This is a genomic window from Bacillus sp. 2B09 (genome assembly GCF_003946835.1).
Classification (GTDB): Bacteria; Bacillota; Bacilli; order Bacillales; family Bacillaceae; genus Bacillus; species Bacillus altitudinis.
In genome coordinates, this window is the sequence record NZ_RPSG01000004.1 from 16,185 (window position 1) to 28,800 (window position 12,616).

The following is a 12,616-nucleotide window of genomic DNA, read 5'->3' on the forward strand; positions in this document are numbered from 1 at the left end:
CATATTATACAAATGATCTCTTGTGAAGGAAAGGACATTCATTGATGAAGACAAGACATAAACTTTTTTCATTTTTCATCCTGCTCGTCGTGATCATCACTCTTCCACTGCTGTCGCCTATGGTTTTTACAAATGCGACTGAAAGAGGAGCGATACGGCAGGCCATTTATCAAGAAGGCTACCCTTACCAAAGCTATTTTGCTATTTTGCAAAAAAAGGACGATGTAGACCCTCAATATGGTCAGCTGTATGATGTGTATTGGCAGGCTTGGAAAAGCGAGACAGGAATGACACCTTCCGTCTGTTATTCAAAAAAGATAGAAGACCATGAATATAAGGTCAGCTGCGGAACTGCACCATAACATTTTTCAATAACTTTAAAATTAGAGGTGAACGATTTGATCAACACAACACAAACCATCGAACGAAACAAACTGGACATTGCACTTGAACTGACGCAATTGCATTTAAATCGATATGAAGCAAATCATCCTGATCAACTGAGTGAAATTTATGCGAAATATTATGCGCTTCTTGAAGTGCTGGACGTATCCTCATCTGATCAATTAATGGATTTACTGCCAGATGAACTGAAACAAATACTTGATTAAAAAAGCCATCTATCCGCACAGGATAGATGGTTCAGATTGTTGACAAAGGGCTAAAATGAACTTGATTTTAGCCCTTTGTCTTCTTTTCAGCGTGATAGAAAACCTTTGAATTCTAGGAAGGACGAGTACCGGCGCGGAGCGAATTTGACATTCGTGAGCACTGGCACGCAGGACTGACACCGAATGCGAGGGTTTGTCTACACGCTGAAACCATCTATCCTGTGTGGATAGATGGTTTCCTTTAGAGACGTGCAGCCATATCGGTTTCGATTTGTTCTAAGCTTCTTCCTTTTGTTTCAACTAATACAAAGCGCGTGAACAACAGACCAATTAAGCAGATGACCCCAAATGAAGAGAAAATGACGCCAAAGCTGAATTGGTCAGCCAAGATAGGGAACACAAGGCCAACTGCTAATGATCCCGTCCAGTTAAAAGCAGAGGAAATGCCCGCTCCAATACCCCTGACAGAAAGTGGGAAAATTTCACCGATGATAATCCATGTGATCGGTGCCCATGAGAAGGCATAGCACAAAATAAAGCAGCAAAGTGAAATCAATGTGACCCAGTTTAATATGCCTTCACTCACTCCGAGCGCACCTAATGCCGCTGGTGCAAAGAAAGACAGGGCCATCCCCGTTCCCCCAACTGTGAGAATCGTTCGGCGGTCGAACCGGTCGACGAATTGTAAAAAAATCACGGTCGTCACAACAAATATGACACCAACAATGACGGTAAAACCTGCGGCAACTTGCGGAGCAAGACCTACATTTCTTGCGATACTCGTTGCATAATACACAATGGAGTTCGCCCCCTGTATTTGCTGGAGTGTCGCCATTCCGACCCCAATAAAGAGAGCCATTCGGAATTTCTTTTGAAATAATTCACGAATGCCTGAGCGTTCTTCTTTTGCCACTTCTAAAATTTCTTGCATTTCTGCTTCAATCTCTTCACGTGATGAACGAAGTGATCCTAATACTTCACGTGCCTTATGAGCCATTCCGTGTTTAATTAAATATCTTGGAGATTCAGGAAGTTTCAGCATGCCAATATAAAGCACGATCGCAAATAAAGCAGCACTTCCCAGCATCCAGCGCCAGCTGTCTGGAATTGGTTCAAACACAAATGCGACGATATAGCTAAGCAATAATCCACTCACAATCATCAGCTGATTCAGGCCGGACAATTTCCCACGAATTTTGGCCGGAGCGATTTCAGACATGTAAGCAGGCACGAGCGATGAGGCTGTCCCTACAGCTGTTCCTAAGAAAATCCGGGCAATGGTTAATGAGATTTCTTCTGGTGCAATGGCTGAGCCAAGCGCACCGACAAAAAAGATAATCGATGACACCAAAATGAGCTTTCTGCGGCCAAACTTATCCCCCATCAGACCGCTTAAAATGGAACCAATGATCGCCCCGCCCATTAATGAAGAAACGACGATGCCAAGCCATAACGGGCTGAGCTGAAATTCTTCCTGAATGTGCCCTTCTGCCCCTGCGATAATACCAATATCATATCCAAATAAGATACCTGCAAAGGACCCGAAAAAGAAGATAAATTTACTTGATACTTTTTTCTCCAAGTGGATGACCCCCCTCACTTAATAAACCGCTTTCATTTCTCCCTGCCATTCTACCGTTCACAGTAGAATGCATTTCACCCTTCTTTATAAAACCACATATTCTGCATTCACAAGCTTTGCAAAATGAACAATTTGATCAACCGTTAAATTGAGAGATACGACTGTATGATGACCTCCGCCGTGCTTAATCCATGCTTTGATGCCATCTTGAAAGTTCGGTTTGATTTTCCAGAGGACTCGTGCCACCGGTAAATGAGGTGCTGCTTCCTGCGGCTCAAAAGCTTCCACTTCTTGAATCAACCATTTGAAATGTGTTCCAAAATCAGCAATGGAGACAACAACGCCCTCGCCTGCTTTTCCATCAAACACAAGACGTGCTGGGTCTTCCCGGTTTCCAATGCCTAGCGGAGACACGACAATGACAGGTTTTGTATGTGCAAGCGCTGGATCTACTTCTAGCATATGAGATTGCAGCACTGCTTCCTGACCAGCAGTCATTTCATATGTGTAATCTTCCATAAAACCAGTCGATTGATGATGGCTCATCACCTTTAATAAACGATCCAGTGCGGCGGTTTTCCAATCCCCTTCACCTGCAAAGCCATACCCCTTTGCCATGAGGCGCTGAACGGCTAAACCCGGAAGCTGCTTCATGCCATGTAAATCTTCAAAGTTTGTCGTAAAGGCATTGTAGCCGCCTTCATCTAAAAAACGTTTGATGGCAATTTCATATCGTGCCTGCACTTTCACACTTTGTTCCCATTCTTCTGCTGAATAGCTCCCATAATCCACGTCATATAACGTTAAGTACTCAGCAAACAGAGCATCAACTTCTGCTTCTTCCACAGCATTTACATAGTTCACAAGATCGCCAATTCCAAAGTAATCAACGGTCCATCCCAGCTGGATCTGCGCTTCAATTTTATCTCCTTCTGTCACCGCAACGTGGCGCATATTGTCACCAAACCGAGCCACTTTAATGTGGAAGCTCTCATGATAGGCAGCCGCAACGTCCATCCAATCAGCGATTTGCTGCTTCACCTCCTGCTTCGACCAATGACCTGCAACGATTTGGTTTTGCTTATTTAAACGTGCATTGATATAGCCGTACTCTCTGTCTCCATGTGCCGATTGATGGAGATTCATATAGTCCATATCAATCGTGTCCCACGGAATGTTTTCATAGTATTGCGTGACGAGATGCAAAAGTGGCTTTTGCAAAAGAGACGTACCACGTATCCACATTTTTGCTGGAGAAAACGTATGCATCCAAGTCATCACACCGATGACCTCATCACAATAGTTGACCTCTTTCATCAGCTGTGTGATTTGATCCGCACTGACCGCCAGTTCCTGCAGAATAATTGGATAAGGCAGCAAACCGCTCTCATTTAAGGCATCTGTTATCTTTTGCGCATCTGCCTTCACTTGCTTCAGTGCCTCGTCCCCATATAAGTGCTGTGACCCGACGACAAACCAACATTCTTTCTTCTGACTTGTTAACATAGAAATCCCTCTTTTCTTTATCTTGAAGGTTTTTGTCCGTAATACGCATGTGTTCCATGTTTTCTTAAATAATGTTTATCTAAAATCACCTGCGGAAGAGGCTCCGCATATTCGTTCAATTGCTTTGCAAACAGGTTCATTTTCGCTACTTCATCTAAAATGACACTGTTCGTTACCGCACTTTTTGCATCTTTTCCCCACGTAAAGGGACCATGACCTTGTAGCAAAATACCAGGAACCGCCATGACATCTATTTGTCTTTTCTCAAACGTTTCAATGATCAAGTGTCCTGTTTCCACCTCATACCCGCGATTCACCTCTTCTTCTGTGAGAAATCGAGCGCACGGAACAGGTCCGTAAAATGTATCTGCATGTGTTGTGCCCATTGCTGGTAAATCAAGTCCAGCTTGCGCCCATACCGTTGCCCACATTGAATGGCTATGTGAAATGCCGCCAATTTCCTCAAAGTGTTTGTAAAGAACAGCATGTGTGGCAGTATCGGAAGAAGGATTGAATTCCCCCTCGACCACTTGACCGTCAAAATCGACCACGACCATGTCTTTTGCTGATAATTTGTCATACGCTATGCCGCTTGGCTTAATGACAAACAGTCCACTGTCACGATCGCACGCACTGACATTGCCCCATGTAAATTTCACAAGTCCGTACTTTGGTAGATCTAGATTCGCTTGAAACACTTCTTCTTTTAACCGCTCTAACATACAGGTGCCGCTCCTTTCTGTGGCGTCAAATGTTCTACTGCCGCTTTTTCTATCGGGAGTCCTTCTTGATAGCGCTTTATAAATTCCTCAAAACCTTTAACATCCAGTGGATCAGGATCAATAAGCTCTTCTAATGTATGGGCAAATACTTGATGCTTGAGAAAATGGCTCAGTGTTTGCTGCTGGTGATTGATCATATATGAAGCAAGGACCGCCATCCCAAACGCACCGCCTTCTCCCGCCGTTGATACGACGGATACAGGTGTCCCGAGTGCAGCAGCGACCATTTTTTGCCCAACTATCGGTGTTTTAAATAAACCGCCATGTCCTAGTAAGCGATCAATCTTGACTTGTTCATGTGCTTTTAACCGATCCATCCCGATTTTCATTGCGCCAAATGCAGAGAAAAGATGCGTCCGAATGAAATTAGCAAGAGTAAACCGGCTTTGAGGAGATCTAACAAAAAGGGGTCTTCCTTCTTTTAGTCTCGTAATATTTTCACCAGAATAATAGCCATAGCTTAAAAGCCCGCCCCCATCATGATCTGCTTCTAAAGCTTGATTTAATAGGGTTTCGTACAATCTTTCTGTTTCAACTGGCTGACCCATTGCTTCAAACGCTTCTCTGAATAGATTCATCCAAGCGTTGAGGTCACTTGTACAATTGTTGGCATGAACCATCGCGACTGGCAGGCCATCTGGTGTCGTGACAAGGTCCACTTCTGGGTACACACCTTTTAGATGTTGCTCTAACACAATCATGGCAAATACAGATGTCCCAACTGAAATATTCCCAGTTCTCTTTTCCACACTGTTTGTTGCGACCATCCCTGTTCCTGCATCACCCTCTGGCGGGCAAAAAGGGATACCTGGCTGCAACTGTTTGCCTTGGTCTAAAATCGCTGCTCCAGCTGCTGTTAACACACCAGCTTCTTCTCCTGCTAAATAGATGCGCGGCAAAAGATGACGAAGCTTCCACGGGTAGCCTTTTTCTGCAATCAATGCTTCAAATTGATGAAGCATCACTTCGTTGTAATCCTTCGTTTTTTCATCAATGGGGAACATTCCCGACGCATCGCCAATTCCGATGGCCTGCTTCCCTGTTAACAGCCAGTGAATGTAGCCGGACAAAGTGGTCACATACTCTAACCGGGACAGATGTTTTTCCTCTCCTAGTATCGCTTGGTATAAGTGAGCGATACTCCATCTTTCTGGAATATGAAATTGGAATACATCTGTTAGCTTTTGACTCGCCTCGGTCGTTGTTCCATTCCGCCACGTTCGAAACGGGACGAGGAGCTCTCCTGTATGATGACAGGCGACATAGCCATGCATCATCGCAGATATCCCGATGGAGCCAATGGTTTGAATCGTCACCCCATACAATTGTGCAGCCTGTTCTTTCATCTGACGGTACGCCACTTGAAGACCTGTAATGATCTCAATTAAGTTGTACGTCCATATTCCTTCTTGAAGAGAACTTTCCCATTCAAATGCACCTTGCGCAATTGGCTGAAACTCTTCATCTATTAAAATGGCTTTAATTCGTGTCGAACCAAATTCAATACCCAAAGATGTCCTGCCTTCTCTAATGGCTTTGGCCGTCTCTTCACGATTCATTTTGTTCACCCCCATGATGATAGCGGTTTCAAACATCTATTTCGTTTGATCCATCTTTACTTGTGCACAAAAACAATATAATATTTGTCCGTACATATGTCAATAATAAATATAGTTGTACATACACAATCAGACAAAATCTTTTATATTCTCTAAGGATTAGACGGTAGACACTGCAAGCGCCTGTTTTTGATTAAGCAACCATGTTAAAATATGTCCATACAAGTTCTTCTCAATCCGAGTAGAGGATCAACTGTGAAAGAAGTGAAACGATGAAAAAGAAGTACCAGATCATTATGGATGATATAAAAAGCAAAATACTGACAGGGGATTACCGGATCGGGGAGCGAATTCCAACCGAATCAAGCTTACAAGAGATGTATCAAGTAAGCCGGCATACGGTGCGAAAAGCCATCTTGGAATTATCAAGTGAAGGTTTTTTACGAAGCGAAAAAGGCTCGGGCACATTTGTCACCAATCAATATCAAACAAAACCTGCTGGACATGCTCATATGAAAACGATTGGTGTCATCACCACATACATATCAGATTACATTTTCCCGTCGATCATTCGGGGCATCGAAAGCCGATTAAATGAAGAGAACTATTCTTTGTTACTGGCGAGTACAAATAACGATGTGGAGCAAGAGAAAAAAGCGCTTGAAATGATGCTGTCCTTTGGTGTGGACGGATTAATTGTCGAACCGACAAAAAGCAACTTATATAATCCAAACATTTCGTACTACCTATCCTTTAAAGAGCAGGATGTCCCGCTTATAATGATCAATGCCTACTATGAGCAGTTAGAGGTTCCCTTCCTTTGTTTGGATGATGTAAAGTCCAGCTATTTAGCGACAAAGGAGCTGATCACCTCTGGACATCAGCACATTGGACTGATTTCAAAAACAGATGATTTACAAGGGAAATATCGAATGAAGGGCTATATTCAGGCACTTGGTGAAGCAAAGCTCAATTTCCTACCAGAGCATGTCCTTTTTTTCGATACAGAATCGAAGCAGTATTTAGGGGATCATATCAAAACCTTTTTACAAACACACCAGCATGAGCTGACCGCCCTTGTTTGCTATAACGATGAAGTCGGGTTAGAAGTAGCAAATGTATGTAGTGAAATGGGTTTATCTATTCCAGATGATCTTTCCATTATTGGACAGGATAACTCGTATATTGCCCAAAAAAATGCCCATGTGAAACTGACAACGCTGACACACCCTCAAGAGCAAATGGGACGAGATGCGGCAGACTGGATGATTAAAAAAGTACAAGGGAAAAAGAATCTCCCTGATCAAACATTTTATGAGCCTGAACTCGTTCCTGGTGAAACGATTAAAGCGCTGAACGCAAGAAAAAATGAGCCCTCTTCATAGGAGGCTCATTTGGCTTTAGGCTCTTGTTCAAGCATATTCATCACGTCATAGGCAATTCGGTCAGGAGAATCTTGCGTGATACGATTGCGATAGTTAGACAAGACGACCACTCCTGTTTTTGAATGCGGGCGGAAGCCCATGAAGCTGGAGAAACCAGAAGTTGCACCATTATGGCAAATCAATCCCGTATCATCTATGACCCACCCGAGTCCCATTGACATGTTTTTCCCTATCTTCACCTTTGGCTCGTGGGTCATTTTCCATGGAGAAGCGACGTCTGCACTCATATGTGCAGAGAGAAATGAAAGCAAATCAGTGATCGTCGAACGAATCGCACCAGCCCCTTGATAGTCATGCATCTGAAGCGGAGGAACCTCTTTTCCATTCTCTTGATGACCGAGGATCATCTTCTCTTTGACGTCCTCCTTGATCGTAATAAAGGTGTTCGATAGTTTCAGCTCATCCACGATATATTCAGTCAGCAGCTCTTCATATGTTTTGTGAAGAGACCATCCCATGATCAACCCGAGGAGTCCCATCCCTACATTGGAGTAACGAGATGGGTATTCCTTTCGCTCATTCCATTTTTTCGAGTGTAACAGTTTCATTAATTCATCAAGGGAGTATTGACAGTACATATCTCTTCTCACTTTTGGAAGGAACCTTAGTTGTAAATCTCTGAGAAAACGATATGAAGGAAGTCCAGACGTATGGGTTGCCAGCTGTTCCAATTGGATGGGGTGATTCTTTCTTATTTCGGGACAATACAGTGAAATGGAATCGTCTAGCTTCATCTGCCCTTTTTGAATCATGCTTGCCAATATACTTGTCGTAAAGACTTTTGAAATAGAGCCGATTTCAAAAATGACCTCCTCAGGCTGCACGCGCTGCTGTATGGGGTGATCTCCGAAATGAAAAACGTGTCTTTCTCCTTGATGAATCAGTCCGATCACGAGCAGTGCCTGTTTCTTTTTTTCCGTATAAGAAGAGGCAATTCGCTGTACTTCTTGTTTGAGCATCATCAATGGATCATCATCCTTCCCCTTCATTTTGATCTACAATCAATTGATCAAGCTTTGTATAAATGGATGTCAATGTGTTGATCTCTTCGAGGCTTAATTTTGAATAGTATTTTTCAATGATCGCAAGTTCTATCTTTCTCATATTCTCCAAGTACGTCTTTGCCTTTTCAGAAAGTTCAACGTGCAATTCCCGACGATTTTGCGGGTTTATGCTGCGGCGAACCCATTCTTTTTTTTCAAGCGTGTTTAACAACTGGCTCACAGCACTTTGGGTGATGCCTAGTTGCTGAGCAATTTGAATAGGTGAGCTCCCCCCTTTTCGCTCTACGAAATCAAGGACAATGTGCTGCTTATCAGTTAACTCATCTACAAATAACTCTTCAAACTCTAATCGGAGCTTTTGATGGATGCGCGCTTCGATTTGGTTTAATTCTTGGATCATCGTTGTTTTGGATGTCACTGTCATCACCTTTATAATTAAGATAACTTAAGTATAAAGGTATGTTAATTATTAATCAACAAAAATCCCTATCTTTTATCAAAGATAGGGAAAATGCCGATTATACTTCTTCTTTAGGTGAAGGTACTGCACATACGCCATCTGCACATGCTTCTTCAAATGAAGCATCAGCCGCTTTCTCCGTTTGCACTGCCTCTTCTGTCCAAGCCGTTTCAAGGGCACGAAGGAACGTATCTGCTGGCTGTGCACCAGCAACCGAATATTTGTCATTGATCAAGAAAAAAGGCACAGCAGAAATCCCGAGCTGTCTTGCTTCTTTTTCATCTTCTCGTACATCGTCTGCAAATTCTTGCCCGTCTAGAACCTTTTGTACTTCGTTCTGATCAAGGCCTGCTTTTTCTGCGATTTCTAAAAGGATTTGACGATCACCAACATGCTTTCCATCTGTAAAATACGCTTGAAACAGCTCTCCCATGACGAGATCGCCTTTTCCCATTTTTCCAGCATATTGTGCGAGCTGGTGGGCATCAAAGGTGTTTGTCAAAACGAGTGGATCGAATTGAAAATCGATTCCTTTCTCCTTGCCCGCCTGTTTCACCTGTTCATTCATCGCGATGGCCCGGCTACGGCTCATGCCATATTTTTTGACAAGCATATCATGCACATCATAATCCACTGCAACAGGTGCATTCGGATCAAGCTCAAAGCTTTTAAACTCTACTTCTACCTGTTCTTTATGAGGGAATTGCTCAAGCGCTGTTTCCAACTGTTTTTTTCCTATATAACAAAAAGGACAGGCGATATCTGACCAAATTTGCACTTTCATCTTCATCTTCCTTCCGTTGCTTACGTTTTTTCTTTCAAGATGTAACTATTATAGTTACATCTTATCCTTTATGTCAAGTGATCCTTCTTTTTAAGTACCATGTATTAAAAAAACCTTTCCTTCAAAAAAGGAAAGGTTTTCATCACGGCTATTCTAAATTCGCATGGTGACCGTACATTTTATGGGTGTCGAGCTCTTTCATTTCCATCAATCTCAAGATGACCGCATCGTACATAAGAAGCAAAGTTTGCTCAAATAATGAGCCCATCGGCTGAATCGTATGATGGTTTCCTTCATGTTGATCCTTTGGCGCACCTGACAGTAAGATGACTTCATCCGATAGATCAGCTATAGGTGACTCAGCTGAAAGTGTGAACGACGCCACGCTTCCGCCAATCGCCCTTGCCTTTTTCGTGAGCACAAGCAGCGTCTCTGTTCGGCCAGAACCGCTCCCTACAATCAATAAATCCTCAGATGTAAAAGCAGGCGTATTCGTTTCACCGATCACATAAGCTTCGACACCAATATGCGTGAGTCTCATCGCAAACGATTTCCCCATCAAACCAGACCTGCCAGCCCCTGCGACGAAGACCTTTCGAGCCGCTAAAATGCTTTTGACAAGCTGCTCTGCTTGTTCGTCTTGAATCGCGGGCGAGTGCTCAGAAAGCTCGCTTAGAATCGCTCTCACATAGTCACTTGTTTTCATGATTGTGCAATCAACTGCTTCATTTGCGCAGCCACTTCTGCTTTACTGTCTTGAGCCGCAATGCCGCCGCCGACAATAATCAAATCAGGGTTTAATTTGACGACTTCAGGCAATGTATCAAGCTTAATACCGCCTGCAATCGCTGTTTTCGCCTGTTTAACCACTTGTTTAATGGTCATGAGGTCAGCAAATGAGTTTTGACCAACCGCTTGCAGGTCATAGCCTGTGTGCACACAAATATAATCTACCCCAAGCTCATCCAGCTCTTTCGCACGGCCGGCGATATCTTTGATACCAATCATATCGACTAAAATTTGTTTCCCTCTTGCTTTTGCTTCCTTCACCGCTCCTTGAATGGACATATCTTCTGCCGCCGCAAGAATGGTCACAATATCCGCTCCAGCTTCAGATGCCTGCTGCACTTCATAACCGGCAGCATCCATAATTTTGAGATCCGCCAGCACACGTAAATTCGGAAACGCCTGTTTGACTTCTTTCACAGCACGAAGTCCTTCGTTGATCACAACAGGTGTCCCAATTTCCACCACATCAATAGACGCTTCTACTTCTTTGATCAGCTCGATCGCTTCTGGTATATTCACTAAATCTAACGCTAATTGTAATTTCATCTACATTCACTCCTGTTCATTTATTTCACCTTCAAGAGCTCCGCGGATGGTGCATCTTGAATCTTTCTTGCATGAAACGAGTATAACAACAGGAATGGCGCAATCCTAGTACGCACTTTTTTTTTACATACTATACTTTTTCGCATATGGGCACAAAAAAGATACTGTCTTTCGACCAGTATCTCATGTAGGTATTTCTATTTATCATCTTTTAAGAAATTGCTGTCGAGATATTGTTTGCCCCAATCATACATCGCCTCTAAAATTGGCATTAAGCTTTCTCCGAGTTCTGTGAGAGAATACTCAACCTTTGGCGGAACGACAGGATAAACCTCTCGGTGCACAATGTGATCTTCCTCTAATTCTCTTAGCTGATTGACAAGCATTCTTTGCGTAATCCCAGGCATTAACGACTTTAACTCACCAAACCGTTTTGTCCCTTCTCTCCCAAGGTGCCATAAGATCAACATTTTCCACTTACCACCGATAATATTCAGCGTCAGCTCTTTTTCGCAATTGAACACTTTATTTTCCATACGTGATGACAACGACATACACTCCTTTAATTTCAAACCACTTTATCATATACTTCGGCAAAATGGATTGCCCTAGCATACAGTCTTTGTTATTGATTTTGTTTTTTGACGAAAGCCATCACAGCCTTTGTCATCTCTTGCGCTTCTTTTGGCGCTCTGTCAGATCCAAACCATTTATTTAAATCACTGTGGCTCAGCGAATGAACCCGAAAAACAAACCGTGAGCCTTGATCATGGTTCAGTTTTTCTGCAAATCGGTACACCTCAGGGTTTTCCCAGCCTGTGACCAAATAAACAGGCGGTACATTCGTTTGATTCATATAAGTGACAGGTGATGCCTTTGTCCAGTTCTTCTCGTGTTTGCCAAACACTTTTTTATACGATGGAATGGCTTGTATAAATTGATTGATGTTTAACGGCCCATCTAAAATCACGATAGAATTGATCGTTTTTGGCGACAGCCCCACACGTTTTAAGTAAGTCGAATCTGTAGCAACCAATGCTGTCAAATGACCACCCGCTGAGTGACCCATGACATTGATTTTTGACGAATCGATTTGATATTCATCTGCATGATCCTTCACCCATTTAATAGCGCTTGCCGTATCATCTGCCATCTGCTCGAAGTTGGCATCAGGGTGAAGCCTGTAATTCATTGAAACAAACACATACCCTTGACCCGTAAAATAATCAGCCTTTGAAGCGACTCTATTCTTATCGCCGCCTGTCCAGCCGCCGCCATGGAGATAGATCATGACTGGATGCTTCTTCTTTTTGTCTTCATCTTTTCCCTTTGGCATATATATATCCAGTGTTTGCTGTTTGTTTTGTGTGTCTGCATAATGGATGTTTGTCGTCGGCTTAGGCTGGTTGAAACGGAACACAAAGAATGCGCATACCAATAATCCAGCGATGACCGCCGCAAATAAGAGCCATTTCATGATTCGATTCAATGTCATTGCACCTTTCTGTGTTGGGATGGGGAAGCATGATTCGCACATATGTAGAGCGA

Annotated in this window: 14 protein-coding genes; 3 read left to right on the top strand and 11 right to left on the bottom strand. The window is 43.1% G+C overall.

Annotation, left to right across the window (positions count from 1 at the left end):
• Positions 1–44 precede the first annotated feature (44 nt).
• Positions 45–362: a hypothetical protein gene (locus tag EBQ12_RS09560; RefSeq protein WP_125589819.1), complete on the top strand. Its 318-nt coding sequence runs from the start codon at positions 45–47 to the stop codon at positions 360–362.
• Positions 363–389: 27 nt separating this feature from the next.
• Positions 390–611 (top strand): hypothetical protein, encoded by a 222-nt coding sequence (locus EBQ12_RS09565; protein WP_224558471.1) that lies wholly within the window; start codon positions 390–392, stop codon positions 609–611.
• A 241-nt stretch (positions 612–852) separates the two neighbouring features.
• Here EBQ12_RS09565 and EBQ12_RS09570 read toward each other — a convergent pair whose 3' ends face one another.
• The 4 genes from EBQ12_RS09570 to EBQ12_RS09585 form a co-directional block, all read right to left on the bottom strand.
• Complete coding sequence (locus EBQ12_RS09570) at positions 853–2,193, bottom strand: sugar porter family MFS transporter (protein ID WP_125589821.1); 1,341 nt, start codon at positions 2,191–2,193, stop codon at positions 853–855.
• Between the two features lie 84 nt (positions 2,194–2,277).
• On the bottom strand, positions 2,278–3,699 hold the full coding sequence (gene araA / locus EBQ12_RS09575) for an L-arabinose isomerase (RefSeq protein ID WP_125589823.1): 1,422 nt from the start codon (positions 3,697–3,699) through the stop codon (positions 2,278–2,280).
• A 17-nt stretch (positions 3,700–3,716) separates the two neighbouring features.
• Complete coding sequence (locus tag EBQ12_RS09580) at positions 3,717–4,421, bottom strand: L-ribulose-5-phosphate 4-epimerase (protein ID WP_007501382.1); 705 nt, start codon at positions 4,419–4,421, stop codon at positions 3,717–3,719.
• A complete protein-coding gene (locus tag EBQ12_RS09585; RefSeq protein ID WP_041506852.1) occupies positions 4,415–6,040 on the bottom strand; it encodes a xylulokinase in 1,626 nt (541 codons plus the stop codon). The genes EBQ12_RS09580 and EBQ12_RS09585 overlap by 7 nt, the downstream gene beginning before the upstream one ends.
• 272 nt (positions 6,041–6,312) lie before the next feature.
• On the opposite strand from EBQ12_RS09585, the gene EBQ12_RS09590 reads away from it, so the two are divergent.
• Positions 6,313–7,425 (top strand): GntR family transcriptional regulator, encoded by a 1,113-nt coding sequence (locus EBQ12_RS09590; protein ID WP_024718777.1) that lies wholly within the window; start codon positions 6,313–6,315, stop codon positions 7,423–7,425.
• Between the two features lie 5 nt (positions 7,426–7,430).
• Here EBQ12_RS09590 and EBQ12_RS09595 read toward each other — a convergent pair whose 3' ends face one another.
• The 7 genes from EBQ12_RS09595 to EBQ12_RS09625 all read right to left on the bottom strand — a co-directional run bounded on the left by EBQ12_RS09595 (position 7,431) and on the right by EBQ12_RS09625 (position 12,563).
• Positions 7,431–8,447: a serine hydrolase domain-containing protein gene (locus tag EBQ12_RS09595; protein WP_206428028.1), complete on the bottom strand. Its 1,017-nt coding sequence runs from the start codon at positions 8,445–8,447 to the stop codon at positions 7,431–7,433.
• A gap of 10 nt (positions 8,448–8,457) precedes the next feature.
• On the bottom strand, positions 8,458–8,913 hold the full coding sequence (locus EBQ12_RS09600) for a MarR family winged helix-turn-helix transcriptional regulator (protein ID WP_202394234.1): 456 nt from the start codon (positions 8,911–8,913) through the stop codon (positions 8,458–8,460).
• A gap of 94 nt (positions 8,914–9,007) precedes the next feature.
• Positions 9,008–9,733, bottom strand: a complete 726-nt coding sequence (locus tag EBQ12_RS09605; RefSeq protein ID WP_125589827.1) for a DsbA family oxidoreductase — start codon at positions 9,731–9,733, stop codon at positions 9,008–9,010.
• Between the two features lie 148 nt (positions 9,734–9,881).
• A complete protein-coding gene (hxlB, locus tag EBQ12_RS09610) occupies positions 9,882–10,439 on the bottom strand; it encodes a 6-phospho-3-hexuloisomerase (protein ID WP_125589829.1) in 558 nt (185 codons plus the stop codon).
• A complete protein-coding gene (gene hxlA, locus EBQ12_RS09615) occupies positions 10,436–11,068 on the bottom strand; it encodes a 3-hexulose-6-phosphate synthase (RefSeq protein WP_125589831.1) in 633 nt (210 codons plus the stop codon). Before hxlA ends, hxlB begins: the two co-directional genes overlap by 4 nt.
• Before the next feature lie 197 nt (positions 11,069–11,265).
• Positions 11,266–11,622 carry a transcriptional activator HxlR gene (gene hxlR, locus EBQ12_RS09620; protein ID WP_012010675.1) on the bottom strand — a complete coding sequence of 119 codons (357 nt, stop codon included), beginning with the start codon at positions 11,620–11,622 and terminating at the stop codon, positions 11,266–11,268.
• A 71-nt stretch (positions 11,623–11,693) separates the two neighbouring features.
• Positions 11,694–12,563, bottom strand: coding sequence for an alpha/beta hydrolase (locus tag EBQ12_RS09625; RefSeq protein WP_110487667.1), 870 nt, complete (start codon positions 12,561–12,563; stop codon positions 11,694–11,696).
• Positions 12,564–12,616 lie beyond the last annotated feature (53 nt).

Excerpts from the sequence above, each read along its gene's own strand:
- EBQ12_RS09560 (WP_125589819.1), top strand. The coding sequence starts at position 45 with ATGAAGACAAGACATAAACTTTTTTCATTTTTCATCCTGCTCGTCGTG.
- araA (WP_125589823.1), bottom strand. The coding sequence starts at position 3,699 with ATGTTAACAAGTCAGAAGAAAGAATGTTGGTTTGTCGTCGGGTCACAG.
- EBQ12_RS09580 (WP_007501382.1), bottom strand. The coding sequence starts at position 4,421 with ATGTTAGAGCGGTTAAAAGAAGAAGTGTTTCAAGCGAATCTAGATCTA.
- EBQ12_RS09585 (WP_041506852.1), bottom strand. The coding sequence starts at position 6,040 with ATGAATCGTGAAGAGACGGCCAAAGCCATTAGAGAAGGCAGGACATCT.
- EBQ12_RS09590 (WP_024718777.1), top strand. The coding sequence starts at position 6,313 with ATGAAAAAGAAGTACCAGATCATTATGGATGATATAAAAAGCAAAATA.
- EBQ12_RS09595 (WP_206428028.1), bottom strand. The coding sequence starts at position 8,447 with ATGATGCTCAAACAAGAAGTACAGCGAATTGCCTCTTCTTATACGGAA.
- EBQ12_RS09600 (WP_202394234.1), bottom strand. The coding sequence starts at position 8,913 with ATGACAGTGACATCCAAAACAACGATGATCCAAGAATTAAACCAAATC.
- EBQ12_RS09605 (WP_125589827.1), bottom strand. The coding sequence starts at position 9,733 with ATGAAAGTGCAAATTTGGTCAGATATCGCCTGTCCTTTTTGTTATATA.
- hxlB (WP_125589829.1), bottom strand. The coding sequence starts at position 10,439 with ATGAAAACAAGTGACTATGTGAGAGCGATTCTAAGCGAGCTTTCTGAG.
- hxlA (WP_125589831.1), bottom strand. The coding sequence starts at position 11,068 with ATGAAATTACAATTAGCGTTAGATTTAGTGAATATACCAGAAGCGATC.
- hxlR (WP_012010675.1), bottom strand. The coding sequence starts at position 11,622 with ATGTCGTTGTCATCACGTATGGAAAATAAAGTGTTCAATTGCGAAAAA.
- EBQ12_RS09625 (WP_110487667.1), bottom strand. The coding sequence starts at position 12,563 with ATGACATTGAATCGAATCATGAAATGGCTCTTATTTGCGGCGGTCATC.